Origin of the sequence: Modestobacter marinus (genome assembly GCF_019799945.1) — a bacterium.
Lineage (GTDB): Bacteria > Actinomycetota > Actinomycetes > Mycobacteriales > Geodermatophilaceae > Modestobacter > Modestobacter marinus_B.
Window position 1 is genome coordinate 150,628 of sequence record NZ_JABGCH010000006.1, and the last position, 23,539, is coordinate 174,166.

A 23,539-nucleotide genomic window follows, 5' to 3' on the forward strand; every position below is an offset into this window, starting at 1 on the left:
GGGCGCGCGCGGGCCGGCCGGGGGCGGGGGGCACGATCATGGCCCGGGTGACCCGCGTCGGGCGGGGCCGCGCTCCGACGAGACGAGGTGCCAGGTGCCGCACGACGTGCCACCCGTCCGGGCTCCCGGGCCGGGAGCCGGGGAGGTGCCGACCCGGCGCCCGCCGCACCGGCAGACCCGGCGCCCGGTGTCCCTGGCGCTGTGGTCCTGCGTCCTGGTGATCTACCCGGTGACCGTGCTGCTCTTCCGGCTGCGCTACCGGCACGCCGAGCGGATCCCGGCCACCGGTCCGGTGCTGCTCGTGGCCAACCACGTCTCGGTGCTCGACCCGCTGGCCTGCGCCCGGCTGGTCTGGGACGCCGGCCGCGCCCCGCACTTCCTGGCCAAGGACGCCGTCTTCCGGGGGCCCGCGGGCACGGTGCTGCGGGCGGCCGGGCAGATCCCGGTGTCCCGCGGGTCGAGCACGGCCAGCACCTCGGTGTCCGCGGCCCGGGAGGCGCTGGAGGCGGGGCACCTCGTGGTCATCTACCCGGAGGGCACGGTGACCCGCGATCCGGACTGGTGGCCGATGCAGGCCCACACCGGGGTCGCCCGGATGGCGCTGACCAGCGACGCGGTGGTGCTCCCCGTCGCACAGTGGGGCCCGCAGCGGGTGCACGACTACCACGCCCGGGCATGGCACCCGGGGCTGCGCGCGCCCGCCGAGCTCCTGGTCGGCGAGCCGGTCGACCTGTCCGCGCACAGCGCCCGGGTGCGGGCCGGGGCGCCGGTGACCAACGAGCTGCTGCGCGAGGTGACCGACCTGATCATGACCCGGGTGCGCGACCAGCTGGCCGAGCTGCGGGGCGAGCAGCCGCCGGCGGCCTTCCACCCCCGCCCGGCGCGGCAGCTGCCGCAGCCCCGGTCGCGCCCCGCCGGGGAGGCCTCGTGACCCGGGCGGCCGTCCTGGGGGCGGGCTCCTGGGGGACCACCTTCGCCAAGGTGCTCGCCGACGCCGGCTGCACGGTGACCCTGCACGCCCGCCGCCCGGAGCTGGTCACCGCGATGGTGGCGACCCGGGAGAACGGCGAGTACCTGCCGGGGGTGCGGCTGCCCGACGCCGTCCGGCCGACCGGCGACGCCGGGGAGGCGCTCGAGGACGCCGACGTGGTGGTCCTCGCGGTGCCGAGCCAGACGCTGCGGGAGAACCTCACCGGCTGGGCGCCGCTGCTGCCCCCGGACGCGACCCTGCTGTCGCTGATGAAGGGCGTGGAGCTGGGCACCACCAAGCGGATGAGCGAGGTGATCCGCGAGGTCACCGGCGCCGGCGCCGGCCGGGTGGCGGCGCTGTCCGGGCCGAACCTGGCCCGCGAGATCGCCGACGAGCAGCCCGCCGCGACGGTGATCGCCTGCACCGACACCGACCGGGCCGAGGCGCTGCAGGCGGCCTGCCACACCCGCTACTTCCGGCCGTACACCAACCCCGACCTGGTCGGCTGCGAGCTGGGCGGGGCGCTGAAGAACGTCATCGCGCTGGCTGCCGGGATCGCCGAGGGGCTGGGGTACGGCGACAACACCCGCGCCTCCCTGATCACCCGCGGGCTCGCCGAGACCGCGCGGCTGGGGGTCGCGCTGGGCGCGGAGCCGAGCACCTTCGCCGGCCTGGCCGGGCTCGGCGACCTGGTCGCCACCTGCTCCTCCCCGCTGTCCCGCAACCGCACCTTCGGCGAGAAGCTGGGCCGCGGGATGACCGTGGCCGAGGTGCAGCAGACCACCCGGCAGACCGCCGAGGGCGTGAAGACCTGCCGGTCGGTGCTGGACCTCGCGCGGGCGCACGACGTCTACGTGCCGATCACCGAGGCCGTGGTGCGGGTCTGCCACGAGGGCGAGTCGGCGGCGCAGATGGTCCGGGAGATCATGTCCCGGGAGGCCAAGCCGGAGTGAGGCCGCCGGACCGACAGGAGGCCGCGTGACCACCGCTGACCCGACCGTGCCGCTGGGCGACGGGACCCGCCTGGTGCACGCCGGCGACGAGCCCGTCGTCCCGGGCACCCCGCTGCGCCCCTCCCCGGTCTTCGCCGCCCCCTACCACCTCGGCGACGAGCCGCCGGGGCTCAACTCCTACGCGCGGCCGGACAACCCGACGCTGCGGGTGCTGGAGCGGGCGCTCGGCGAGCTGGACGGCGGGGACTGCCTGACCTTCGCCACCGGCATGGCCGCGATCAGCTCCGCGGTGCTGGCCGTCGCCGGCCCCGGTGACCGGGTGGTGCTGCCCTCGGACGGCTACTACACGACCCGGGTGCTGGCCCGCGACGAGCTGGAGCGCTTCGGCCTGCGGGTGGAGCTGGTGCCCACCCTGGAGATCGAGGCGGTGGCCGCCCGTGGCGACCTCGACGGCGCCCGGCTGGTGATGCTGGAGACGCCGAGCAACCCGCAGCTGGACGTGTGCGACATCGCCGCCGTCGCCCGCGCCACGCACGCCGCCGGGGCGGTGCTCGCCGTGGACAACACCACCGCCACCCCGATCGGGCAGCGCCCGCTGGAGCTGGGCGCGGACCTGGTCGTGGCCGCGGACACCAAGGCGCTGACCGGGCACAGCGACGTGCTGCTGGGCCACGTCAGCACCGCGCGCACCGAGCGCGGCCGGGAGCTGGCTCCGCGCATCGCCGCCTGGCGCAAGACCACCGGCAACCCGCCCGGGCCGTTCGAGGCGTGGCTGGCCCACCGGTCGATGGGCACGCTGGACCTCCGGCTGGCCCGCCAGGCGGCCAACGCCGCCGCCGTGGCCGAGGTCCTGGCCGGGTCGGCGGCCGTGCGCGGGGTGCGCTGGCCGGGCCGGCCGGAGGACCCGTCCTACGCGCTGGCCCAGCGGCAGATGCTGCGGCAGAACGGCGTGGTCTCCGCGGAGCTCGCCGACTCCGACGCCGTCGGACGGTTCGTGCGGGCCAGCCGGTTGTTCGTCGCGGCGACCAGCTTCGGCGGCATCCACACCACCGTCGACCGCCGGGCGCAGTGGGGCGGGGACGCCGTGCCGGCCGGCTTCGTCCGGTTCTCCTGCGGCATCGAGGACACCGCCGACCTGGTCGCCGACCTGGAGCGGGCCCTCGCGGCGCTCGGCTAGGGTTCGCGGCGATGACGGGGACTACGCGCAGGACCAGGGTGGCGGTCGTCTTCGGGGGGCGGAGCGCCGAGCACGCCATCTCGTGCGTGTCGGCCGGCAGCGTGCTCGCCGCCCTGGACCCGGAGAAGTACGACGTCGTGCCGGTGGGCATCACCCGCGACGGGCGCTGGCTGCTCACCGACGGCGACCCGCAGCGGCTGGCGATCACCGACGGCGTGCTGCCCGAGGTCACCGAGGGCACCCCGGTCTCCCTGGTCGGCGACCCGGCCGGCCGCGGGCTCGCCGAACTCGGGCCCGGCTCGGCGATCGGCCGGCTCACCGAGGTCGACGTCGTCTTCCCGGTGCTGCACGGCGCCTACGGCGAGGACGGCACCATCCAGGGCCTGCTGGAGATGTCCGGGCTGCCCTACGTCGGCTCCGGGGTGTTCTCCAGCGCCGCGTCGATGGACAAGGAGTTCACCAAGAAGCTCCTGGCCACCGCGGGCATCCCGCAGGGCGACCACGTCGTGCTGCGGGACGCGAGCGGCGCCCTGTGCCCCGACCCCGCGGTGCTCGACCGGGCCGCCCGCGAGCGGCTGGGCCTGCCGGTGTTCGTCAAGCCCTCCCGGGCGGGGTCGAGCATCGGCATCAGCCGGGTCACCGACTGGGCGCAGTTCCCCGCCGCGGTGGCCACCGCCGCCGCGGTCGACCGCAAGGTGGTCGTGGAGGCCGCCGTCCCCGGCCGGGAGGTGGAGTGCGGCGTGCTGGCCCGGCCCGGCGCTGCCGTCCCCGACGCCAGCCTGCCCGCGGAGATCCGGCTGCGCCCGGGCACCGACTGGTACGACTTCGACGCCAAGTACCTCGACGACGCCGTCGACTTCGACGTGCCGGCCGGGCTCACGCCCGAGCAGACCGCGGCGGTGCAGGAGATCTCCCGGCGGGCCTTCCTCGCGCTGGACTGCCGGGGCCTCGCCCGGGTCGACTTCTTCCTCGGCACCGACCCGCGGACCGGCGCCGACCGGTGGGTGGTCAACGAGGTCAACACGATGCCCGGCTTCACGCCGATCTCGATGTTCCCGCGCATGTGGGCGGCGTCGGGGGTGAGCTACCCGGAGCTGGTGGACCGGCTGGTGGCCAGCGCGCTCGACGGCGTCGTCCCGGCCGCGGGGTGACACCCCGGCTCGGTGCCGTGGCGGTGCTGCTGGCGCTGGCGTGCGCCGGGTGCACGTCCGCCGCGGAACCCGCCGAGCCGGCGGTCCACAGCACGGCGACGGCGGCGCTGCCGACCAGCGCCGGTGAGCTGGAGGAGCTGCTGCTCGACGACGTGCCCTCCGGGCTGCCCCGGGTGGCCGACGACGAGCTGGACCCGCCGGCGGGGGAGAAGGGCGCCGACGACGTCGCCGCCTACGCCGAGGACGCCGCGCACCAGGAGGAGGTCCTCGGCCAGTACGGCTACCAGCGCGGCTGGGAGCGCTTCTGGCGCGGGGACGGCGCGCTCACCACCGTCTTCGTCGACCAGTTCGACGACCCGGCCGGGGCCGCCACCTACGCCGAGGACCTCGCCCGCAACGACGCGGAGTTCTACGGCGGGCAGCTGGACCGCTCCCCGGCCGGGCTGCCGGGGGACTGCGTGCTGATGACCGTGGAGCAGCCCGACCCCGGGCACGGCATGGACGGCCCGGCGGTGTTCGCCTGGTGCGGCCGCGGGGTGTTCACGGTGTCGGTGGCGGCCGTGCGGCCCGGGGTGGAGGACGCGCGCGCCGAGGTGGCGACCGTCGTCGCGGAGCAGCTGGACCGGCTGCCCGCGCCCTGAGCCGGTCAGCCGCCGGCGGGCGTGGGTTCGGTGTAGGGCAGCGCGGTCGCGATGACCGGGCTCAGCGCGGTGGGGCCGGCGCTGTCCTGGTCCAGGGGGACGCGGACCTCCACCGGCACGACCCGGTCGACCGTCGTCCACACGACGTCCTCGGGGTCGGTGGTGTCGACGTACCACTCGACGCCGGAGACGACGATCGTCCCGGCGCCGACCGCGTAGCCGGCCGGCGGTGCCACCCCGCAGATGAGGACGATCGCCGGGTCCCCCCACGCGTAGGCGTAGGGGGAGTCAGAGCGCACCATCCGCGAGGGCTCCCCGGCGAGCTCGGGCGGGAGCTGCTGCATGAGGACCGGGCAGGCCAGCTCGGCCGTCGGCGTCACCTCGGGGGTGTCGACGTCCAGGGTCGGCAGGTCCTCGCGCCCGGCGGACGGCGTGCCGGCGACGTCGGCCACCGGGCCGGTCCCGTCACCGGTGTCCGGGCGCAGGACGTTGACCAGGACCAGCAGGGCGACGACGACCGGCACCAGCACCGCGACCGCGATCAGCGCGGCCCGCCGGAGCGGGTCGCGGCCCGGTGCCGGATCGGTCGTCCCCGGGGCGTGCGTGCTCAGGAGCTCAGATGTTGACGACGGGGCAGGTCAGCGTGCGGGTGATCCCGTCGACCGACTGGACGCGGGCCACCACCAGCCGGCCCAGCTCGTCGACGGTGCTCGCCTCGGCGCGCACGATGACGTCGTAGGGGCCGGTGACGTCCTCCGCCCTCGTCACGCCGGCGATCTCGCTGATGCTCGCGGCGACCGCGGCTGCCTTGCCGACTTCGGTCTGGATCAGGATGTAGGCGTGGACCACGGGCTGACCTTCCTCGGGCGTCGTCACACGGGCGACGGCTCCGTGTGCGACCGGCAACGTACCGCAGCGACCGGGGGCGCCCGGTGAGTCGGCCCCGGCCCCTGGTGCCCCGGCCCGACCCGGCGGACACCGTCGGCGTCGTCGGCGAGTTCGGCCTCATCGCCCGGGTGACCGCGAAGGCGGGCACCGCGCGGCTGGCCGAGGTGGGCCCCGGTGACGACGCGGCGGTGCTGCGGACCCCCGACGGTCGGGTGGTCGCCTGCACCGACGTGCTGGTCGAGGGCCGGCACTTCCGCCGCGACTGGTCCTCCGCCGAGGACGTCGGACACAAGGCCGCGGCGGCGAACCTCGCCGACGTGGCCGCGATGGGCGCGGTCCCGACCGCCCTGCTGGTCGGGCTGGCCTGCCCGGCGGGCACCCCGGCGTCGTGGCTGGAGGGCGTGGCGGCGGGCATGGCCGCCGAGTGCGCGCCGTTCGGCGCCGCCGTGGTCGGCGGCGACACCGTCGCCAGCGCGGCCGACTCGGGCGCCGTCGTGCTGTCGGTCACCGCCCTCGGGGACCTGGGCGGGCGGGCGCCGGTGACCCGGAGCGGCGCGCGGCCCGGGGACGTCGTGGCGGTGGTGGGCCGGCTGGGCTGGTCGGCGTGCGGCCTGGCGGTGCTGCGCCGCGGGTTCACCTCGCCGGCCGCGGCGGTGGGCGCGCACCGCCGGCCGACCCCGCCCTACGCCGCCGGGCCCGCGGCCGCGGACGCCGGCGCCACCGCGATGTGCGACGTCAGCGACGGCCTGCTGGCCGACGTGGGCCACCTGGCCGCCGACTCCGGGGTGCGCATCGACCTCCGCCGCGCGGCGCTGGCCGGCGCCTTCGTCACCGGGCCGTTGCCCCAGGTGGCCGCGGCGCTCGGCGGTGACCCGCTGGCGTGGGTGCTCACCGGCGGCGAGGACCACGCGCTGGTCGCCACCTTCCCGTCCCGCGCGGAGCTCCCGGAGGGATGGACCATGATCGGGCAGGTGCAGGACGGCGAGCCCGGTGTGCGCGTCGACGACGTGCCCGCCCGGCAGGTGGCGGCGGAGCTGGGGGAGGCGACCGGGCATGTCCACTTCGGCTGACGGGTCCGTGCCGGGCGCGCCGGAGCTGGGCCCGGTCCGGCTGCGGCAGGTGGGCTACGCCGACCCGGTCGCGCAGCACCTGGTCGAGCGGGTGCAGCAGGAGTACGTCGTCCGCTACGGCGGGCGGGACGCCTCCGCCGTCGACCCGGCCGAGTTCACCCCGCCGCTGGGGCTGTTCGTCGTGGCCGAGGTGGACGGCGTACCGGCCGGCTGCGGCGGCTGGCGGGTGCACGACGCCGGGCGAGGGGTCGTGGAGCTCAAGCGGATGTACGTGGAGCCGGCCTTCCGGCGGCGCGGGGTTGCCGGCCTGGTGCTGAGCGCCCTGGAGCGCAGCGCGGCGGCCGCCGGCCACCGGCACCTGGTGCTCAACTCCGGGGACCGGCAGCCGGAGGCCCTGGCGCTCTACGTGCGCAGGGGCTACACCCCGGTGGCCGGGTACGGCGTCTACGCCGAGGCGCCCGGTGCGGTGTTCCTGGGCCGGGACCTGCCGAGTGGCGGCGCGGCCGCCGGGAACGAGGAGGACGCATGGGCGTCGTGACGGTGTCGGCGTCCTTCGGCGCGGGTGGGGCGGAGATCGCCCCCGCCGTCGCCGAGCGACTCGGCCTGCCCTTCCACGACCGGGTCATCCCGGCCCAAGTGGCGGCCCGGCTGGGAGTGCCGCTGCCCGAGGCGGAGGCCAACGACGAGACGGTCACCCGGGGCCTGTGGCGCCTGGTGACCTCGCTGGGCACCATGCCGGACCCGGTCGGCGGGGTGCTGCCCACCAGCACGCTGCCCGACGAACGGGCCTACCGGGTGCAGACCGAGCGGGTGCTGGCCGAGATCGCCGCCGGGCCGGGCGGGGTGGTGCTCGGCCGGGCCGCGGCGATGGTGCTGCGCGACCGGCCGGACGTGCTGCACGTCCGGCTCGACGGCCCGAAGGACCGGCGGCTGGCCGCCGCCGCGGCCCACACCGGCCGGCCGGAGGCGGAGCTGCGCCGGGAGCAGGAGGCCGCCGACGCCGCGCGGATGGCCTACGTGCGGCACTTCTACCGCTGCGACCCCGCCGAGTCGCGGCACTACCACCTCGTGGCCGACAGCACGGCGCTGCCGCGGGACGTGGTGGTGGAGCTGATCGTCATCGCCGCCCGCGCCCGGGGGATCGGCGCCTTCTGACCCCACCGCGTCGACCGGGACGCGCCGGGGGCGCACGCACGGGACCCCGGAGACCGTCAGGTCTCCGGGGTCCCGGACCCGGCCGTGGCCGGGTGGAGATCAGTGCGCGGGTGCTACGCCCGCGCGACCTTGCCCGCGCGGATGCACGACGTGCACACGTTCATCCGCTGGCGGCCGCCACCGGCGAGCACCGCCCGCACGGACTGGATGTTCGGGTTCCACCGGCGCGGCGTGCGTCGGTGAGAGTGCGACACCGACATACCGAAACCGGGGCCCTTGCCACAGACATCGCACACGGCAGCCACGGTGGATCACTCCCAGAAGTCGTTCAACTGAAGTCGTCGGCCGCGCGGTCGGTCGACACAAGGCACACCAGTGCCTCCGCGCAGGCTCGGGAACACTGTAACCCGTCGTCCGGGCGGCTGTCAGACCGCCCGGACGACGGCGCCCTGGTGTGACGTGCGCGACGGCGGTCGTGTCGGTGCCCGCAGGTACCCTCCGGCACGTGCTGGTGGCGCTGGACGAGGCCGCGGTGGGCCGCTGGAGCCGCGCCGTCGTCGACACCCTGACCCGGGCTCGTCCCCGCCTCGACGAGCTCAACGTGTTCCCCGTGCCCGACGGGGACACGGGCACGAACCTGCTCCTCACCGCGGAGGCCGGGGACGCCGCGCTGGCGACCGCGGACGGCTCGGCCGAGTCGCCGTGGGTGGTGCTCGCCCGCGGCGCGGTGCTGGGCGCCCGGGGCAACTCCGGGGCGATCCTCGCCCAGCTGCTGCGCGGACTGGCCGACGACCTGGCCGGCGTCGCCCGCGTCGACGGCCGGGTGTTCGCCCGGGCGCTGGCCGGCGCGGCCCGCACGGCCTACGGCGCGGTCGCCGATCCGGAGGAGGGCACCTTCCTCACCGTCGCCCGCGCCGGGGCCGAGTCCGCGGTGGCCGCGGTGGAGCAGGGACGCGCCGCGCTGGCCGACGTCGTCCGGGCCGCCGCCGAGGGCGCGCTGGCCGCCCTGCAGGCCACCCAGGACCAGCTCGCCGCGCTCCGCGAGGCCGGCGTCGTGGACGCCGGTGGCGCCGGGTGGTGCCTGGTGCTCGACGCGCTGGTCGGCACGGTCACCGGCGAGCAGCCGGACCGCCCGCCGCTGCGTCCGCGTCCCGCGCCGCACGGCCGGGTCCGGGCCCTCCCGCCGGCCGCGCCGGCGCCCGGCCCCGGCAGCGAGGTCCAGTTCCTGCTCGCCGACTCCGACGAGGACGCCGTCGCCCGGCTGCAGCGCCGGCTGGCCGAGCTGGGCGACTGCCTGGTCGTCGTCGGCGTCGACACCCCCGGGGGGCGCGAGTGGAACGTGCACGTGCACGTCGCCGACGTCGGCGCGGCCATCGAGGCCGGCATCGAGGCGGGCCGGCCGCACCGCATCTCGGTCACCCCCCTCGCGCCGGTGCGGGCGGCAGCGGCCACCCCCGGCGTCCGCGCCGTCGTCGCCCTGGCCTGCTCCGCGGGTCTCGGGCAGCTGTTCGCCGGCGAGGGGGTCACCGTGGTCGCCACCCCGGTCGGCGCGATCACCGAGGACGCCGTGCTCGCGGCTCTGCTGAGCACCGGCGCCGAGCAGGTCGTGCTCCTGCCCAACCACTCCGGCGTGCTCACGGTCACCGCCCGGGCCGCCGAGCGGGCGCGGGAGGAGGGGCGCGACGTGGTCGTCGTCCCCACCCGGGCCGCGGTGCAGGGCCTGGCGGCGCTCGCCGTCGCCGATCCCAGCCGCCGGTTCGGGGACGACGTCGTCGCGATGGCCGAGGCCGCCGCCGCGACCCGCTGGGGCGAGGTCACCGTCGCCGAGCACGAGGCGCTCACCTCCGCGGGCCGCTGCCGGCCGGGCGACGTGCTGGGGGCGGCGGACGGCGACGTCGTCGTCATCGGTGCCGACCTGCTGAGCGTCGGCACCGACCTGCTGGACCGGCTGCTGTCGGCCGGGGGCGAGCTGACCACCGTGGTGGTGGGTGAGGACCGGGGCCTGGGTGACGCGGTCTGCGCGCACCTGGCCACCGCGCACCCCACGGTCGAGGTCACCCGCTACGCGGGCGGCGCCGGTGCGGTGCCCCTGCTGGTGGGGGTGGAGTGACGTGAGCCTGACGATGGACACCCCGCTGAGCCGGGTCGTCGGGCCGAAGACGGCGAAGGTCATGGCCGAGCAGCTGGCCCTGCACACGGTGCGTGACCTGCTGCGGCACTATCCGCGCCGCTACGCCCGGCGCGGGGAGATGACCAGGCTCGGCGACCTGGAGGTCGGCGACCGGGTGACCGTGCTGGCCCAGGTCAAGAAGGTCAGCAGCCGCCCGATGCGGCAGCGGCGCGGCATCCTCACCGAGGTCACCGTGGGCGACGGCGCGGGCAGCATGCGCCTGGTCTTCTTCAACTCCAAGCACGCCCACCTCGCGGTCGGGGAGTGGGGCCTGTTCGCCGGCACGGTCGGCAAGTGGCATGGCGACCTGCAGTTCACCCATCCCGACTGCCACGTGATCACCGGGGACGACGACGACTGGGCCCGCGCCCTGGTGCCGATCTACCCGGCGAGCAAGGACGTCTCGAGCTGGGTGATCCAGAAATCGGTCAAGCTGCTGATGGACGACCCCCGCTCGCTCGCGGAGGCGCTCGACGACCCGATCCCCGAGCCGGTGCGCGACCGGCACGGGCTGGTGGCGCTGGCCACCGCGCTGCTCTACAAGCACCGGCCGGAGTCCGCGGCGCAGGTCGAGTTCGCCGACGAGCGGCTCAAGTGGGACGAGGCGCTGGTCCTGCAGGCCACGCTGGCCGCCCGGCGGCGGGCCGCGGCGCTGGAGCCCGGCATCGCCCGGCCCCGGCGCAGCGGCGGCCTGCTCGACGCGGTCGACGCCGCGCTGCCGTTCTCGCTGACCGGGGGCCAGCGGGACGTCGGCGAGGAGCTCGCCGCCGAGCTGTCCGAGGAGCAGCCGATGAACCGGCTGCTGCAGGGCGAGGTCGGCTCGGGCAAGACCGTGGTGGCGCTGCGCGCCATGGCGCAGGTCGTCGACGCCGGGGGGCAGGCCGCGCTGCTGGCGCCCACCGAGGTGCTCGCCGCCCAGCACGCCCGCAGCCTCGCGGCGATCCTGGGCCCGCTGGGCCGGGCCGGGGAGCTGGACGGCGACCCGGCCGGCACCCGGGTCGTGCTGCTCACCGGGTCGCAGAAGGCCGCCGCCCGCCGGGAGGCCCGCGCCGCGGTGGCCGACGGGAGCGCGGGGATCGTGGTCGGCACGCACGCGCTGCTGCAGGAGGACGTGGAGTTCGCCGATCTCGGCCTGGTCGTCGTCGACGAGCAGCACCGCTTCGGCGTCGAGCAGCGCGACGCGCTGCGCGCGAAGGGCGCCCGGCCGCCGCACGTGCTGGTGATGACCGCCACCCCGATCCCGCGCACGGTCGCGATGACCGTCTACGGCGACCTGGAGACCTCCACGCTGCGCCAGCTGCCCGCCGGCCGCGGCGGGGTGTCCAGCGCGGTGGTGCCGGCGGGGGAGAAGCCCGCGTGGCTGGACCGGGCCTGGCAGCGGGTGCGCGAGGAGGTCGCCGCCGGGCGGCAGGCCTACGTCGTCTGCCCGCGGATCGGGGACGTCGAGGGCGGCAGCGGCAAGGACGAGGACGGCCCGGACGACGCCGACGCGCCGCCGCCGGAGACCGGTGGCAGCTCCGACCGCCGTCCGCCGCTGGCCGTCCTGGACGTCGCCGAGGCGCTGCGGGCCGGCCCGCTGTCGTCGCTGCGGGTCGAGGTGCTGCACGGCCGGATGGCGCCGGAGGACAAGGAGGCGCGGATGCGCGCCTTCGCCGCCGGTGAGGTCGACGTCCTGGTCGCCACCACCGTGGTCGAGGTCGGCGTCGACGTCCCCAACGCGACGGTGATGGTGGTGATGGACGCGGACCGCTTCGGGGTCAGCCAGCTCCACCAGCTGCGCGGCCGGGTGGCCCGCGGCCAGCACGCCGGGCTGTGCCTGCTGGTCACCGAGGCGCCCACCAGCTCGGCCACCGGCCAGCGGCTCACCGCGGTGGCCGCGACCACCGACGGCTTCGAGCTCGCCCGGCTGGACCTGGAGACCCGGCGCGAGGGCGACGTGCTCGGCGCCGCCCAGTCCGGCCGGCGCTCGGGCGTGCGGCTGCTGTCGCTCCTGGACGACGAGCAGCTCATCGCCGAGGCGCGGGTGGAGGCCACCCGGCTGGTCGAGGCGGGGCGCGGGCTGGCCGACCATCCCGAGCTGGCGGCGGCCGTCGCGGCGCTGAGCCTCGACGAGCGGGCCGAGTACCTGGAGAAGGCGTGACGAAGGACCCCGTCCTCCTCACCCCTCGCACGCTCGGGGCGAGCCTCTGGACGGGGCCGACAGCATGACCCGGCTGATCTCCGGGCTCGCCGGCGGGCGACGGCTCAAGGTGCCCCCGGCGGGCGTGCGCCCCACCGGGGACCGCGCCCGGGAGGGGCTGTTCAACTCCCTCGGCACGCTGCTCGACCTCGACGGCGCCCGGGTGCTGGACCTCTACGCCGGGTCCGGGGCGCTGGGGCTGGAGGCGCTGTCCCGGGGCGCGGCCGAGGTGGTCCTCGTGGAGTCCGGGCCGAAGGTGCTGCCGGTGCTGCGCGCCAACGTCGCCGCGGTGGGCCTGCCCGGCGCCCGGGTGGTGGCCGGGTCGGTGCCGGCCGTCGTCGCCGGTCCCGCCCCGGCCGCCTTCGACCTGGTGCTCGCCGACCCGCCGTACGCGGTCCCGGCCGAGGAGGTCGTGGACGTGCTCCGCGCGCTGTCCGGGGGCGGCTGGCTGGCCGCGGACGCCGTGGTCGTGGTCGAGCGGTCCAGCCGGGAGGAGCCGTGGGAGTGGCCGACACCCCTGGCGGGTCTCCGTGATCGGCGGTACGGGGAGGCAGTGCTCCGGTACGGTCGCTTGTCGTGAGGCGCGCGGTCTGCCCCGGCTCGTTCGACCCGGTCACCAACGGCCATGTCGACGTCATCACGCGTGCCGCCGCCCTGTACGACGAACTGGTCGTCGCAGTGCTGGTGAATCCCGGCAAGGCGGGCCTGTTCGACCTCGGGGAGCGCATGGCGATGCTCCACGAGGCGGTCGTCGACCTGCCGAACGTCGTCGTCGACAACTTCTCCGGCCTGCTGGTCGACTACTGCCGCAGGCAGGGGATCCCGGTGGTGGTGAAGGGCCTGCGCGCGGTCGGCGACTTCGAGTACGAGCTGCAGATGGCCCAGATGAACCGTGAGCTGGCCGGCGTCGAGACGCTGTTCGTGCCCACGGCCCCGCAGGTCGGCCACCTGTCCTCCAGCCTGGTCAAGCAGATCGCCCGCTTCGGCGGGGACGTGTCGTCGCTGGTCCCCAAGGCGGTCAACGACCGGCTGGTGGCCAAGGCGCAGGGGGGTGAGGGCACATGACCGACGTGGTCTACCGGCTGTACGAGACCGTCGACGAGCTGACCACCGTCATCGAGAACGCCCGCAGCGTCCCGATGTCGCAGTCCTGCATGGTGCCCCGCGACCACCTGCTCGACCTGCTCGACGAGCTGCGGGAGTCGCTGCCCGAGGAGGTGCAGGCGGCCGGCGCGATCGTCGAGCAGCGCACCCAGATCCTGCAGCAGGCGCAGGCCGAGGCCGAGCGGCTCACCGGCCGCACCCGCACCGAGAGCGACCAGGTGGTGGCCGCCGCCCGGCGGCAGCGCGAGGAGCTCATCGGCACCGCCCGCCGCCAGCGCGACGAGATCATCACCGAGGCCCAGCAGCAGGCCGACGACGTGCTCGCGCAGGCCGAGGCCGAGGCGGAGGTGGTGGTCGCGGAGGCCCGCCGGCTGCGCGACCAGCTCGTCGCCGACGGCCAGGCGGAGCAGGCCCGGCTGGTCGCTGCGGGCGAGGCCGAGCACGAGCGGCTGCTCACCGAGACCGCGGTCTACCGCACCGCGGTCAGCCGGGCCGACGAGCTCGGCGCGCAGACCGCGGCCGAGGTGGCCCGGATGCGGGCCGAGGTCGACGAGTACGTCGACTCCCGGCTCGCCGACTTCGGGAACACGCTGGCGCACATGATGCGCTCGGTGGAGAAGGCCCGCACGAATCTGCGTACCCCCTGACCCGACCTGGGCCGGAGGGGCACCCGCGGGATCGGGTAGGCTGGACGTCTGTCCGGCCCGCTGGCCGCTCCGTGCCGCCCGGCGCGGGGTCCTCCGCCCGGTCACCCCACACGAGACGACGACGAGTACTGACATGCCTGCTGCCTCCACGCCCTCCTCCGGCGCCGCGTCCACCGACGCCCGGCGTCGCTCCGGCGACCCCGCGGGGAAGACGGGGCCCCGAGCCTGGAAGGTCGACCTCCGTGAGCTGGGCCGCCGGGCCGGCTCGATGCGCGAGTGGGAGAAGACCGTGCCCGCGCTCGAGCGCTGGGGTGTCGACATGGTCGCCGTCCCCGAGGGCGCGCCGGTCCAGCTGCACCTGCGGCTGGAGTCGGTCATGGAGGGCGTGCTGGTCTCCGGCGAGGTCGAGGCCCCCGTCACCGGCCAGTGCGCCCGCTGCCTCGAGCCGGTCGAGGACACCCTCGAGCTCGACGTCCAGGAGCTGTACGCCTACGAGGGCAGCACCACCGAGGCCACCAGCGGAGAGGACGAGGTGCGCCGGATCGAGGGCGACAGCATCGACCTCGCGCCGCTGGTCCGGGACGCCGTCGTCCTCGCCCTGCCGCTGTCGCCCACCTGCACGCCCGACTGCGCCGGGCTGTGCGTGGACTGCGGCGAGCGACTCGACGACCTCCCGCCCGACCACTCGCACGAGGTGATCGACCCCCGGTTCGCCGGGCTGGCCGCGCGCCTCGCCGACCTGACCGACAGCGCCGACGGAGCCCAGCAGGGCCCCGGGAGCACCAACACCGAGGAGAACTGATCATGGCGGTCCCGAAGCGGCGCATGTCCCGCGCGAACACCCGCGCTCGCCGGTCGCAGTGGAAGGCCAGCGCGCCCACCCTGGCCCCGTGCCCGAACAAGGCCTGCGGCGAGCTCAAGCCCCCGCACATCGCCTGCCCGACCTGCGGCCAGTACGACGGCCGTCAGACCGTCGCGGTCTGACCCCGGCAGCGCGCTCCCCGGCGTGACGCGGTCGGGCACCGCACCGGCGTCCCCGCCGACCGGCTCTCCGGAGCCGGCCGGCGGGGACGCCGGTCGTCGTTCACCCGCCGGGCCGCAGCACGCCGAGACGGCCGCCCGGTGGCTGGCCGACGCGCTCGGCGTGGAGCTGCCCGACGGGTTGCTGGCCCTGGCGCTGACCCACCGGTCCTACGCCTACGAGAACGGCGGCCTGCCCACCAACGAGCGCCTGGAGTTCCTCGGGGATTCGGTGCTCGGTCTGGTGGTCACCGACGAGCTGTACCGCAGCCACCCCGACCTGCCCGAGGGGCAGCTGGCGAAGCTGCGGGCCAGCGTGGTGAACATGACCTCGCTGGCCCGGGTCGCCCGGGCGCTCGGGGACGGCGGCATCGGCCCGCACCTGCTGCTGGGCCGCGGTGAGCAGGCCACCGGCGGCCAGGAGAAGGAGTCGATCCTCGCCGACGCGCTCGAGGCCCTGATCGGCGCGATCCACCTCGGCCGTGGCCTGCCGACGGCGGCGGCCATCGTGCACCGCCTGTTCGACCCGCTGCTGGCCGAGTCCGCCACCCGCGGGGCCGGCCTGGACTGGAAGACCAGCCTGCAGGAGCTGGGGGCGGCCCGGTCGCTGGGCGCCCCCGTGTACGCGGTCGAGGACGACGGCCCCGACCACGCCAAGACCTTCACCGCCGTCGTCCTGCTCGCCGGGAAGCCGTACGGCCGGGGCGCCGGCCGCACGAAGAAGGCCGCCGAGCAGGAGGCAGCCGAGGCCGCCTGGCGGGCGCTGTCCGGGGCGGCCGACGAGGACGCCCCCCAGGAGGCCTGACCGTGCCCGAGCTCCCCGAGGTCGAGGTGGTGCGGCGCGGGCTGGCGCAGTGGGTCGCCGGACGCACCGTCCGCGAGGTCGAGGTGCGCCACCCCCGGGCCGTGCGCCGGCACCTGGAGGGCGCCGAGCACTTCGTGCAGGCGCTGACCGGGCGGACCCTCACCGACGCGCACCGGCGCGGCAAGTACCTGTGGCTGCCCCTGGCCGAGCCCGACGGCACGCCGTCGGGCCGTGCCCTGGTGGCGCACCTGGGCATGAGCGGGCAGCTGCTGGTCGAGAAGCCCGCCGAGCCCGACGAGGTGCACCTGCGGGCCCGGTTCCGGTTCACCGACGGCGGCCGGGAGCTGCGTTTCGTCGACCAGCGCACCTTCGGCGGTCTCGCCGTGGAAGAGGCCGAGGGGGAGGGTCTGCCGTCCCGGCTGGCGCACATCGCCATCGACCCGCTGGACAGCTCCTTCGACGCCGACGCCTTCAGCGCGGCGCTGCGCCGCCGGCGGACCGAGGTGAAGCGGGCGCTGCTGGACCAGACGCTGATCGGCGGGGTCGGCAACATCTACGCCGACGAGTCGCTGTGGCGCGCCCGCCTGCACGGCGCCCGCCCCACCGACAGGCTCACCCGCCCGCAGGTCGCCGCGCTGCTCGACGGCGTGCGCGACGTGCTCGGCGAGAGCCTGGCCCAGGGCGGGACGTCGTTCGACTCGCTCTACGTCGACGTGAACGGCCAGAGCGGCTACTTCTCCCGGCACCTGGCCGTCTACGGGCAGGAGGACCGGCCCTGTCCGCGGTGCGGCACCCCGATCGTGCGGGAGTCCTTCATGAACCGCTCCAGCTACAGCTGCCCGGCCTGCCAGCCCCGGCCGCGGGCCCGCCGGTCGTGAGCGCCGTGGTGCGCGTCGTCGCGCTGGTCTCCGGCATGGTGCAGGGGGTCGGCTACCGCTGGTTCGTCTCCCGCGCCGCCGCGGCCCGGGGGCTGGCCGGATCGGCCACCAACCTGTCCGACGGGCGGGTCGAGGTGGTGCTGGAGGGGCCGGCGGAGGACGTGCGCGCGGTGCTCGCCGAGCTGTCCGGCCGGCGGGCACCCGGCACGGTGACCGGGGTCGAGTCGCGGGAGGACGGGGCGCAGGGGACGTCGGGGTTCACCGTGGGGTGACCAAGACGACACGCCACCGACACCCGACAGGGCCGCCCGAGACGTTGACCCAGGTCGCGAGGGGTGTCACCCTGAACTCACCAGCCCGCGCAGACCGCCCCCCGCGGTGCGCCGGGACGACCCACTCCTGCAGTCGAAAGGCCGCTGAGCCATGGCCAAGGCCCTGTTCGGTTCCGTCGTCGCTCCCCACGAGCTTCGAGTAGCGGAGGAGAACGCCGCGCTGCGTGCCAAGGTCCACCGCCTGGAGGAGCAGCTGGCGGCCCTCCGCGAGGAGCGCGACGCCGCGATCGCGCGCGAGCTCCTCACCCTGGCCGACGACTCGGCCACCCCCGCCCTGGCCTGAAAAGGACCTCCCTGCCCCCCACCGCTCGCCAGCTCGCGGCGGGTCCCTGCAGGGCGGCCGACGTGGCGACGCTCGTCTCTGAGGTCCTGTGCATCTGTCCAGCTTGACGTTGAAGGGCTTCAAGTCCTTCGCGTCGCCGACGACGCTGCGCCTGGAGCCGGGCATCACCGCCGTCGTCGGCCCGAACGGCTCGGGCAAGTCCAACGTCGTCGACGCGATCGCCTGGGTGCTCGGCGAGCAGGGCGCGAAGAGCCTGCGCGGCGGCAAGATGGAGGACGTCATCTTCGCCGGCACCGCCGGCCGTCCGGCGCTGGGCCGGGCCGAGGTGACGCTGACCATCGACAACACCGACGGCGCCCTGCCGATCGACTACACCGAGGTGTCGATCACCCGGCGGATGTACCGCTCCGGCGAGAGCGAGTACGAGATCAACGGGGACAAGGTCCGGCTGCTCGACGTCCAGGAGCTGCTCAGCGACTCCGGGATCGGCCGCGAGATGCACGTCATCGTCGGCCAGGGGCAGCTCGACGCCGTCCTGTCCGGGCGGCCGGAGGACCGGCGGGCGTTCATCGAGGAGGCCGCCGGCGTCCTCAAGCACCGCAAGCGCAAGGAGAAGGCGCTCCGCAAGCTCGAGGCGATGCAGGCCAACCTGGACCGGCTGGCCGACCTCACCACCGAGCTGCGCCGCCAGCTCAAGCCGCTGGGCAAGCAGGCCGAGGTCGCCCGCCGGGCGGCCGGCGTGCAGGCCGACCTGCGCGACGCCCGGCTGCGCCTGCTCGCCGACGACCTGGTCGGGCTCCGCGACGCCCTGGACAAGGACGTCGCGGACGAGACCGCCGCGCGGGCCCGGCGCGCCGTCGTGGAGGCCGCGCTGGCCCAGGCGTCCCGCACCGAGTCCGCCCTCGAGCGGCAGCTCGCCGTCGACGCGCCCGCCCTCGCCGCCGCCCAGGACAGCTGGTACCGGCTCTCCACGCTCGCCGAGCGGTTCCGCAGCGTCGGCCAGCTGGCGGCCGAGCGGTACCGGCACCTGTCCGCCGCCCCGCCGGCCGGCCCTCCCGGGCGTGACCCGGAGCAGCTGGAGGCCGAGGCCGACCGGATCGAGGCCACCGAGCGGGAGCTGGCCTCCTCGCTGGAGGCCGAGCGCGCCCGCCTGGCCGCGGCGGTCGCCGAGCGCACCGAGCTGGAGGCCGAGCTGGCCGCGGCCGAGAAGGCGCTGGTGGCCGCCGCCCGGGCACTCGCCGACCGGCGCGAGCAGCTGGCCCGGCTCTCCGGGCAGGTCGCCGCCGGGCGGTCCCGCGCCGCGGCGGGGCAGGCGGAGATCGAGCGGCTCACCGTGGCCGCCGGGGAGGCGACCGCCCGCGCGGAGGCGGCCGCGGAACGGCTGGAGGTGCGGCGCACCCAGCTGGCCGGTGACGCCGGCGACGACACCGACCTCGCGGCCGCGCACGCCGCAGCCGTCACCGCGCACCGCGAGGCCGTGCGGACGGTCAACGAGCTCGCCGCCGCGGAGCGGGCCGCCGAGCGCGACCGGGCCGGCTGGCAGGCGCGCCGCGACGCGCTCGCCCTGGGGCTGGCCCCCGCCGACGGCGCCGCCGCCGTGCTGGCCATCGACCTGCCGGGCGTGCTCGGCCCGGTCGCCGACCGGCTGAGCGTCGCCCCGGGGGCGGAGGTCGCGCTGGCCGCCGCGCTCGGCGGGATGGCCGACGCCGTCGTGGTCGAGGGCGTGGCCGAGGCGGCCGCCGTCCTCACCCGCCTCGCCGCGGAGCAGGGCGGCCGGGTCGGGCTGCTGGTCACCGGCGGCCTGCCCCCGGTGGCCCGGGATGGCTGGCCGGAGCTGCCCGAGGGCGTGCGCTGGGCGCTGGACCTGGTCGAGGCCCCCGCCGAGCTCGGGCCGGCGCTGGCCCGGGCGCTGGAGCGGGTCGCCGTCGTCCCCGACCTGCCGGCCGCCGTCACGCTGGTCCGCACCCACCCGCGGGTCCGCGCGGTGACCGACGCCGGTGACCTGCTCGGCGCCGACTGGGCCGGCGGCGGCCAGGCGAACGCGCCGTCGGGCCTGGAGGTGCGCGCGCGGGTGGAGGAGGCGGCCGGGGAGCTGGAGCGCGCGACCGCCGCCGCCGCCGCCCTCGCCGACGACCTCGCCCGCGGCCGTGAGGTGGCCACCCGGCGCTCCGCCGAGGTGGACGCCGCCCTGTCGGCGCGGCAGGCCGGCGACCGGGCGCGCTCGGCCGCGGCCGCGCAGCTGGCCGAGCTCGGTGCCGCGGCCCGCTCGGCCGTCGCCGAGGCCGAGCGCCTGGACGCCGCCCGGGTGCGCGCCGAGCAGGCGCTGGAGCAGGCGGGGGCCGGTCTCGCCGAGCTCGAGGAGCGGCTGGCCGCCGCGGAGGCGGCGCCGGTGGAGGAGGAGCCCGCCACCGAGGAGCGGGACCGGCTGCGCGCCGAGGCCGCGAACGCCCGGCAGACCGAGACCGAGGCCCGGCTCGCGGTGCGCACCGCGGAGGAGCGGGCCCGGTCGCTGACCGGACGCGCGGAGTCGCTGCGCCGGCAGGCCCGGCAGGAGCGGGCCGCCCGGGAACGGGCCGCCGCTGCCCGGCTCGCCCGCGCGCAGGGGGCCCGGGTCGCCGCCCGCGTGCGCGCCGGCGCGGAGGAGGCGCTGACCCACCTGGCGACGTCGCTGGCCCGCGCCGCCGCGGAGCGGGACGCGCTCGCCGAGGCCCGCACCGGCCGGGAGGCCGAGCTGCTCGCCGTCCGGGTGACCGTCCGCGGGCACACCGCCGAGCTCGACAGGCTCACCGACGAGGTGCATCGCGACGAGGTGGCGCGCGCCGAGCAGCGGCTGCGGATCGAGGCGCTGGAGGCGCGGGCCGCCGAGGAGTACGGCGTCGACCTGCCCACCCTGCTGGCGGAGTACGGGCCGGCCGCCCCGGTACCCCCGACCCAGGTCGAGATCGCCGCCGCGGAGGCGGCGGGGGAGCCCGAGCCGCAGCCGGTGCCCTACGACCGGGCGACCCAGGAGCGACGGGCCGCCCGGGCCGAGCGCGACCTCGCCGCGCTGGGCAAGGTCAACCCGCTCGCGCTGGAGGAGTTCGCGGCGCTGGAGGAGCGGCACACGTTCCTGGCCACCCAGCTCGAGGACCTCAAGGCCACCCGCCGCGACCTGCTCACCGTCGTCCGCGAGGTCGACGCGCGCATCCACGAGGTGTTCGCCGCGGCGTTCGCCGACACGCAGCGGGAGTTCGCGGAGGTCTTCAGCATGCTGTTCCCCGGCGGGGAGGGGCGGATCTTCCTGACCGACCCGGCGGACCTGCTCACCACCGGCGTCGAGCTGGAGGCCCGTCCGCCGGGCAAGAAGGTGAAGCGGCTGTCCCTGCTGTCCGGCGGTGAGCGGTCGCTGACCGCCGTCGCCCTGCTGGTGGCGATCTTCCGGGCCCGGCCCTCGCCGTTCTACGTGCTCGACGAGGTCGAGGCGGCGCTGGACGACGTCAACCTGGGCCGGCTGCTGACCCTGGTGGAGCAGCTGCGGAACACCTCGCAGCTGATCGTCATCACCCACCAGAAGCGGACGATGGAGATCGCCGACGCCCTCTACGGGGTCAGCATGCGCGGCGACGGCATCACCGGCGTGATCAGCCAGCGCCTCCGCGAGCTCCGCGCTTCCTAGCCCCGCGGGGGGCTGAAGCTCACGTCGAGGTCGACCAGCAGCGGGTGGTGGTCCGACGTCCCCGCGCCGTCCAGCACGGCGGCGTCCCGGACGGCCACCCCGGGGCTGACCCACACCTGGTCGATCCGCGCCCGGGGACGGCGGGCCGGGTGCGTGAGCCCCGCGTCCCGGTGCAGCGAGAAGGTGCCGGCCTGGTCGGTCCGCGCGGACGCCGCCAGCCAGGCGTCGGTGAACCGCTCGCGCAGCGGACCGAGCTCCGGGGCGTCGGCGTCGGCGTTGAGGTCGCCCACGACCACGCCCGGCTCCTCCGGCCCGGGGTGGAGCGCCGCGACCGCCGCTGCCTGCGCCGCCCGGTCGGCCGCGGACCGGCTGGACAGGTGGGTGGTGGTCACCCACAGCGGGGCGCCGTCCAGGGCCACGAGCGCCCGCAGCGCGGTGCGCGGCTCACCCTCGCCGGGCAGCGGGTGGACCGTGTTGACGAGCACGGGCAGCCGGGACAGCACCGCGTTGCCGTACTGGCGCCGGCCCGTCGCGGGGTCGGCGTGCGGCCGGTCGATCGACGGGGCCCAGACCAGCTCCATGTCCAGCCCCCGGGCGAGCAGGAGGGCCTGGTCGACGTCCTCGCTGCGGTCCCCGAAGTGCCGGTCGACCTCCTGCAGGCAGATGACGTCGGCGTCGGCGTCGGCGAGCAGCCGGGCCAGCCGGGGCAGGTCGTGCCGCCCGTCGTCCCCGACGCCGTGGTGGATGTTGAAGGTGACCAGCCGTACCGAGCTCACGAGAGACGAGTGTCCAGCACCTGCGTGAAGCGCGGCGTGCCGTCCTGTTCCCGGCTCGTGGCCCACAGCAGGAACCGGGCGTCCCGGTCGTGGAGCACCAGCTCGCCGAGCTCGTTGCCGAAGAACGGCCCGGACTGCTTGTGCCACGCCAGCTCGCTCGGCTCCACCCGGCCCAGCCGCCGGAGCAGGCCGGTCAGGGCGCGGGCGGGCCGGCTCCAGCCGACCTTGAAGCCGATCTCGATCGCGTGCGGCGCGGCGTTGTGCAGCGGGGAGACGGTCAGCTGGTGCACCCGGGTGTCCACGTCCTCCGGGCTGACCAGCTCCGCGGCGTAGGCGTGGTGGACGTCGCCGGACAGCACGAGCGCGGTCGCCGGCGGCGTCCCGTACTCACCCCGGCCGGCGGCGAGCAGCGTGGCGCCGAGCCGTTCGAAGGACTGCCCGAACGCCGCCCAGTGCTCCAGGTCCGCGGCCTGCCGGAGCTTCTCCATCAACCGGCCGAGCAGCCCGCCGTGGTGGCGCACGGAGATCGTCTCGTTCCACCGCTCGATGTCGTGCACCGCGTGCGGCAGCAGCCAGGGCAGCGAGGTCCCGATGAGCACGTGCTCGACGCCGTCCTCGACGGACCGGCGCACCGCGGCCTCGACCCAGTCGAACTCGACGTCGTCGACGATCTTCCGGTCGTCCTCCTGCAGCGCCCGGCCGGCCCGGGTGTCCACCATGATCAGCCGCACCTCGCCCCAGTGCCGGACGTAGCTCCACCGGATGCTGTCCGGCTGCTCGTCGGCGGCCCGGGCCATCTCGTCGAGCATCGGGCCGGCGTCGTCGCTCTCGGCGGCCTGGATGGCCTGCCAGGTGGCGTTCTTCTCCAGCTCGTTCGGCGAGAGGTTGCCCAGGTGCTGGTAGACCCAGTAGCTCACCAGCCCGCCGCAGATCCGCTGGTGCCACCAGTCGGAGGGGGTCACCTCCGCGCGCCAGGCGGCGGAGGTGTTCCAGTCGTCGATCATCTCGTGGTCGTCGAAGACCATCGAGGACGGGATGGTGGACAGCAGCCACCGCACCTGGGGGTCGCTCCAGGACTCGGAGTACAGCCGGGTGTACTCCTCGAAGTCCGCCGCCTGCGTCCCCGGCGGCTGGGACAGGTCCCGGCGGGCGGCCAGCCACTCCCGGGTCGCCGGGGTCACCTCGTCGGCGTAGACCTGGTCGCCCAGCAGCACCAGGGCGTCGGGCCACTGGTCCTCGGGCATCGCGACCAGCCCCCCGGCGTAGCAGTCCAGCGCGTCCGGGGGGATGCCGTCGCGCAGGTCGACCGTGGACGGCGTCGCGTAGCGGCACGACCCGAAGGCCACCCGGAACGGGCCGGGGCGCCCCGCGGTGCGGATGCGGCTGGGCGGGAACGGCGAGTGCGCCGGCGGCCAGACCCGGCGCCCGTCCAGGTGCACCTCGTACGGGGTGGTGCTGCCCGGCTCGAGGTCCTCGACGACGACCAGCGCGTAGTGGTGCCCGTTGACGCAGAAGGTGTCGGCCGTGCGGCCCAGCACCTCCACCACGCACGGCCGGTCGGTCTCCACCCAGATCGTGGCCGACACCGGGTCCACGTGGCGCAGCAGCGGCCCCAGCAGGAGCAGCGGGTTCGGGCCGGCGGTCTCGGACATGGCCGACAGCCTGCCTCATCAGTCTGTGATCCG

The 23,539-nt window shown here is 76.4% G+C and carries 25 protein-coding genes; 20 read left to right on the plus strand and 5 right to left on the minus strand.

The annotated features are described in order from the left end of the window. Positions 1-94 precede the first annotated feature (94 nt). From HK417_RS08260 to HK417_RS08280, 5 genes are read left to right on the plus strand one after another with little or no spacing between them, the layout of a single operon-like run. The gene (locus HK417_RS08260; RefSeq protein ID WP_308123447.1) at positions 95-931 is read left to right on the plus strand and encodes a lysophospholipid acyltransferase family protein; all 837 of its coding nucleotides are present in this window, start codon (positions 95-97) and stop codon (positions 929-931) included. Beyond that, entirely contained in the window at positions 928-1,923 is a 996-nt protein-coding gene (locus HK417_RS08265; RefSeq protein ID WP_222265249.1) for an NAD(P)H-dependent glycerol-3-phosphate dehydrogenase, read from the plus strand. Before HK417_RS08260 ends, HK417_RS08265 begins: the two co-directional genes overlap by 4 nt. A gap of 25 nt (positions 1,924-1,948) precedes the next feature. After that, positions 1,949-3,100 carry a cystathionine gamma-lyase gene (locus HK417_RS08270; RefSeq protein ID WP_308123448.1) on the plus strand — a complete coding sequence of 384 codons (1,152 nt, stop codon included), beginning with the start codon at positions 1,949-1,951 and terminating at the stop codon, positions 3,098-3,100. Between the two features lie 11 nt (positions 3,101-3,111). Further along, positions 3,112-4,251, plus strand: coding sequence for a D-alanine--D-alanine ligase family protein (locus HK417_RS08275; protein ID WP_222265252.1), 1,140 nt, complete (start codon positions 3,112-3,114; stop codon positions 4,249-4,251). 17 nt (positions 4,252-4,268) lie between these two features. Further along, positions 4,269-4,892, plus strand: a complete 624-nt coding sequence (locus HK417_RS08280) for a hypothetical protein (protein ID WP_222265253.1) — start codon at positions 4,269-4,271, stop codon at positions 4,890-4,892. A 5-nt stretch (positions 4,893-4,897) separates the two neighbouring features. Here HK417_RS08280 and HK417_RS08285 read toward each other — a convergent pair whose 3' ends face one another. Both HK417_RS08285 and HK417_RS08290 read right to left on the minus strand, forming a co-directional pair. After that, complete coding sequence (locus tag HK417_RS08285; protein ID WP_308123449.1) at positions 4,898-5,422, minus strand: DUF3515 family protein; 525 nt, start codon at positions 5,420-5,422, stop codon at positions 4,898-4,900. An 85-nt stretch (positions 5,423-5,507) separates the two neighbouring features. After that, positions 5,508-5,768, minus strand: a complete 261-nt coding sequence (locus HK417_RS08290; protein WP_439957910.1) for an Lrp/AsnC family transcriptional regulator — start codon at positions 5,766-5,768, stop codon at positions 5,508-5,510. A 56-nt stretch (positions 5,769-5,824) separates the two neighbouring features. On the opposite strand from HK417_RS08290, the gene HK417_RS08295 reads away from it, so the two are divergent. Genes HK417_RS08295 through HK417_RS08305 form a run of 3 tightly spaced genes read left to right on the plus strand, consistent with a single transcriptional unit; the run spans position 5,825 to position 8,005 of the window. Next, positions 5,825-6,850 (plus strand): thiamine-phosphate kinase, encoded by a 1,026-nt coding sequence (locus HK417_RS08295; RefSeq protein ID WP_222265255.1) that lies wholly within the window; start codon positions 5,825-5,827, stop codon positions 6,848-6,850. Continuing rightward, the gene (locus tag HK417_RS08300; protein ID WP_222265257.1) at positions 6,834-7,388 is read left to right on the plus strand and encodes a GNAT family N-acetyltransferase; all 555 of its coding nucleotides are present in this window, start codon (positions 6,834-6,836) and stop codon (positions 7,386-7,388) included. Before HK417_RS08295 ends, HK417_RS08300 begins: the two co-directional genes overlap by 17 nt. Continuing rightward, positions 7,376-8,005 (plus strand): AAA family ATPase, encoded by a 630-nt coding sequence (locus HK417_RS08305; RefSeq protein ID WP_222265259.1) that lies wholly within the window; start codon positions 7,376-7,378, stop codon positions 8,003-8,005. The genes HK417_RS08300 and HK417_RS08305 overlap by 13 nt, the downstream gene beginning before the upstream one ends. Positions 8,006-8,118: 113 nt before the next feature. Here the strand turns inward: HK417_RS08305 and rpmB are convergent, their stop codons facing one another. Further along, positions 8,119-8,310, minus strand: a complete 192-nt coding sequence (rpmB, locus tag HK417_RS08310) for a 50S ribosomal protein L28 (RefSeq protein WP_222265261.1) — start codon at positions 8,308-8,310, stop codon at positions 8,119-8,121. A 176-nt stretch (positions 8,311-8,486) separates the two neighbouring features. Here rpmB and HK417_RS08315 point away from each other — a divergent pair, with 176 nt between their 5' ends. The 12 genes from HK417_RS08315 (at position 8,487) to smc (ending at position 21,078) form a co-directional block, all read left to right on the plus strand. Beyond that, positions 8,487-10,115: a DAK2 domain-containing protein gene (locus HK417_RS08315; protein ID WP_308123450.1), complete on the plus strand. Its 1,629-nt coding sequence runs from the start codon at positions 8,487-8,489 to the stop codon at positions 10,113-10,115. Between the two features lies 1 nt (position 10,116). Next, on the plus strand, positions 10,117-12,315 hold the full coding sequence (gene recG, locus HK417_RS08320; RefSeq protein ID WP_222265263.1) for an ATP-dependent DNA helicase RecG: 2,199 nt from the start codon (positions 10,117-10,119) through the stop codon (positions 12,313-12,315). A gap of 64 nt (positions 12,316-12,379) precedes the next feature. Further along, positions 12,380-12,934, plus strand: a complete 555-nt coding sequence (gene rsmD / locus HK417_RS08325; protein ID WP_222265265.1) for a 16S rRNA (guanine(966)-N(2))-methyltransferase RsmD — start codon at positions 12,380-12,382, stop codon at positions 12,932-12,934. Continuing rightward, a complete protein-coding gene (coaD, locus tag HK417_RS08330; RefSeq protein WP_222265268.1) occupies positions 12,931-13,419 on the plus strand; it encodes a pantetheine-phosphate adenylyltransferase in 489 nt (162 codons plus the stop codon). The genes rsmD and coaD overlap by 4 nt, the downstream gene beginning before the upstream one ends. Beyond that, complete coding sequence (locus HK417_RS08335) at positions 13,416-14,105, plus strand: hypothetical protein (protein ID WP_222265270.1); 690 nt, start codon at positions 13,416-13,418, stop codon at positions 14,103-14,105. The genes coaD and HK417_RS08335 overlap by 4 nt, the downstream gene beginning before the upstream one ends. A gap of 133 nt (positions 14,106-14,238) precedes the next feature. Then, a complete protein-coding gene (locus tag HK417_RS08340; protein WP_222265271.1) occupies positions 14,239-14,907 on the plus strand; it encodes a YceD family protein in 669 nt (222 codons plus the stop codon). 2 nt (positions 14,908-14,909) lie between these two features. Continuing rightward, positions 14,910-15,089: a 50S ribosomal protein L32 gene (rpmF, locus tag HK417_RS08345; RefSeq protein ID WP_222265273.1), complete on the plus strand. Its 180-nt coding sequence runs from the start codon at positions 14,910-14,912 to the stop codon at positions 15,087-15,089. Positions 15,090-15,111: 22 nt separating this feature from the next. Beyond that, on the plus strand, positions 15,112-15,930 hold the full coding sequence (rnc, locus tag HK417_RS08350) for a ribonuclease III (RefSeq protein ID WP_222265276.1): 819 nt from the start codon (positions 15,112-15,114) through the stop codon (positions 15,928-15,930). Positions 15,931-15,932: 2 nt separating this feature from the next. Further along, positions 15,933-16,808 carry a bifunctional DNA-formamidopyrimidine glycosylase/DNA-(apurinic or apyrimidinic site) lyase gene (gene mutM / locus HK417_RS08355; RefSeq protein ID WP_222265278.1) on the plus strand — a complete coding sequence of 292 codons (876 nt, stop codon included), beginning with the start codon at positions 15,933-15,935 and terminating at the stop codon, positions 16,806-16,808. Next, positions 16,805-17,080 (plus strand): acylphosphatase, encoded by a 276-nt coding sequence (locus HK417_RS08360; protein WP_308123451.1) that lies wholly within the window; start codon positions 16,805-16,807, stop codon positions 17,078-17,080. Before mutM ends, HK417_RS08360 begins: the two co-directional genes overlap by 4 nt. 151 nt (positions 17,081-17,231) lie before the next feature. Further along, complete coding sequence (locus HK417_RS08365) at positions 17,232-17,423, plus strand: hypothetical protein (RefSeq protein ID WP_222265280.1); 192 nt, start codon at positions 17,232-17,234, stop codon at positions 17,421-17,423. 103 nt (positions 17,424-17,526) lie between these two features. Then, entirely contained in the window at positions 17,527-21,078 is a 3,552-nt protein-coding gene (gene smc / locus HK417_RS08370) for a chromosome segregation protein SMC (RefSeq protein WP_261326132.1), read from the plus strand. Here the strand turns inward: smc and HK417_RS08375 are convergent. Both HK417_RS08375 and HK417_RS08380 read right to left on the minus strand, forming a co-directional pair. Further along, positions 21,075-21,854 (minus strand): endonuclease/exonuclease/phosphatase family protein, encoded by a 780-nt coding sequence (locus tag HK417_RS08375; protein ID WP_222265285.1) that lies wholly within the window; start codon positions 21,852-21,854, stop codon positions 21,075-21,077. The genes smc and HK417_RS08375 overlap by 4 nt on opposite strands. Further along, positions 21,851-23,506 carry an alkaline phosphatase D family protein gene (locus HK417_RS08380; RefSeq protein ID WP_222265286.1) on the minus strand — a complete coding sequence of 552 codons (1,656 nt, stop codon included), beginning with the start codon at positions 23,504-23,506 and terminating at the stop codon, positions 21,851-21,853. The genes HK417_RS08375 and HK417_RS08380 overlap by 4 nt, the downstream gene beginning before the upstream one ends. Between the last annotated feature and the right edge of the window lie 33 nt (positions 23,507-23,539).

What these genes read in the sequence shown, in the direction of transcription:
- HK417_RS08275 (WP_222265252.1), top strand. Translation starts at nt 3,112, where the DNA reads ATGACGGGGACTACGCGCAGGACCAGGGTGGCGGTCGTCTTCGGGGGG.
- HK417_RS08300 (WP_222265257.1), top strand. Translation starts at nt 6,834, where the DNA reads ATGTCCACTTCGGCTGACGGGTCCGTGCCGGGCGCGCCGGAGCTGGGC.
- HK417_RS08305 (WP_222265259.1), top strand. Translation starts at nt 7,376, where the DNA reads ATGGGCGTCGTGACGGTGTCGGCGTCCTTCGGCGCGGGTGGGGCGGAG.
- rsmD (WP_222265265.1), top strand. Translation starts at nt 12,380, where the DNA reads ATGACCCGGCTGATCTCCGGGCTCGCCGGCGGGCGACGGCTCAAGGTG.
- HK417_RS08335 (WP_222265270.1), top strand. Translation starts at nt 13,416, where the DNA reads ATGACCGACGTGGTCTACCGGCTGTACGAGACCGTCGACGAGCTGACC.
- HK417_RS08340 (WP_222265271.1), top strand. Translation starts at nt 14,239, where the DNA reads ATGCCTGCTGCCTCCACGCCCTCCTCCGGCGCCGCGTCCACCGACGCC.
- rpmF (WP_222265273.1), top strand. Translation starts at nt 14,910, where the DNA reads ATGGCGGTCCCGAAGCGGCGCATGTCCCGCGCGAACACCCGCGCTCGC.
- HK417_RS08365 (WP_222265280.1), top strand. Translation starts at nt 17,232, where the DNA reads ATGGCCAAGGCCCTGTTCGGTTCCGTCGTCGCTCCCCACGAGCTTCGA.
- HK417_RS08380 (WP_222265286.1), bottom strand. Translation starts at nt 23,506, where the DNA reads ATGTCCGAGACCGCCGGCCCGAACCCGCTGCTCCTGCTGGGGCCGCTG.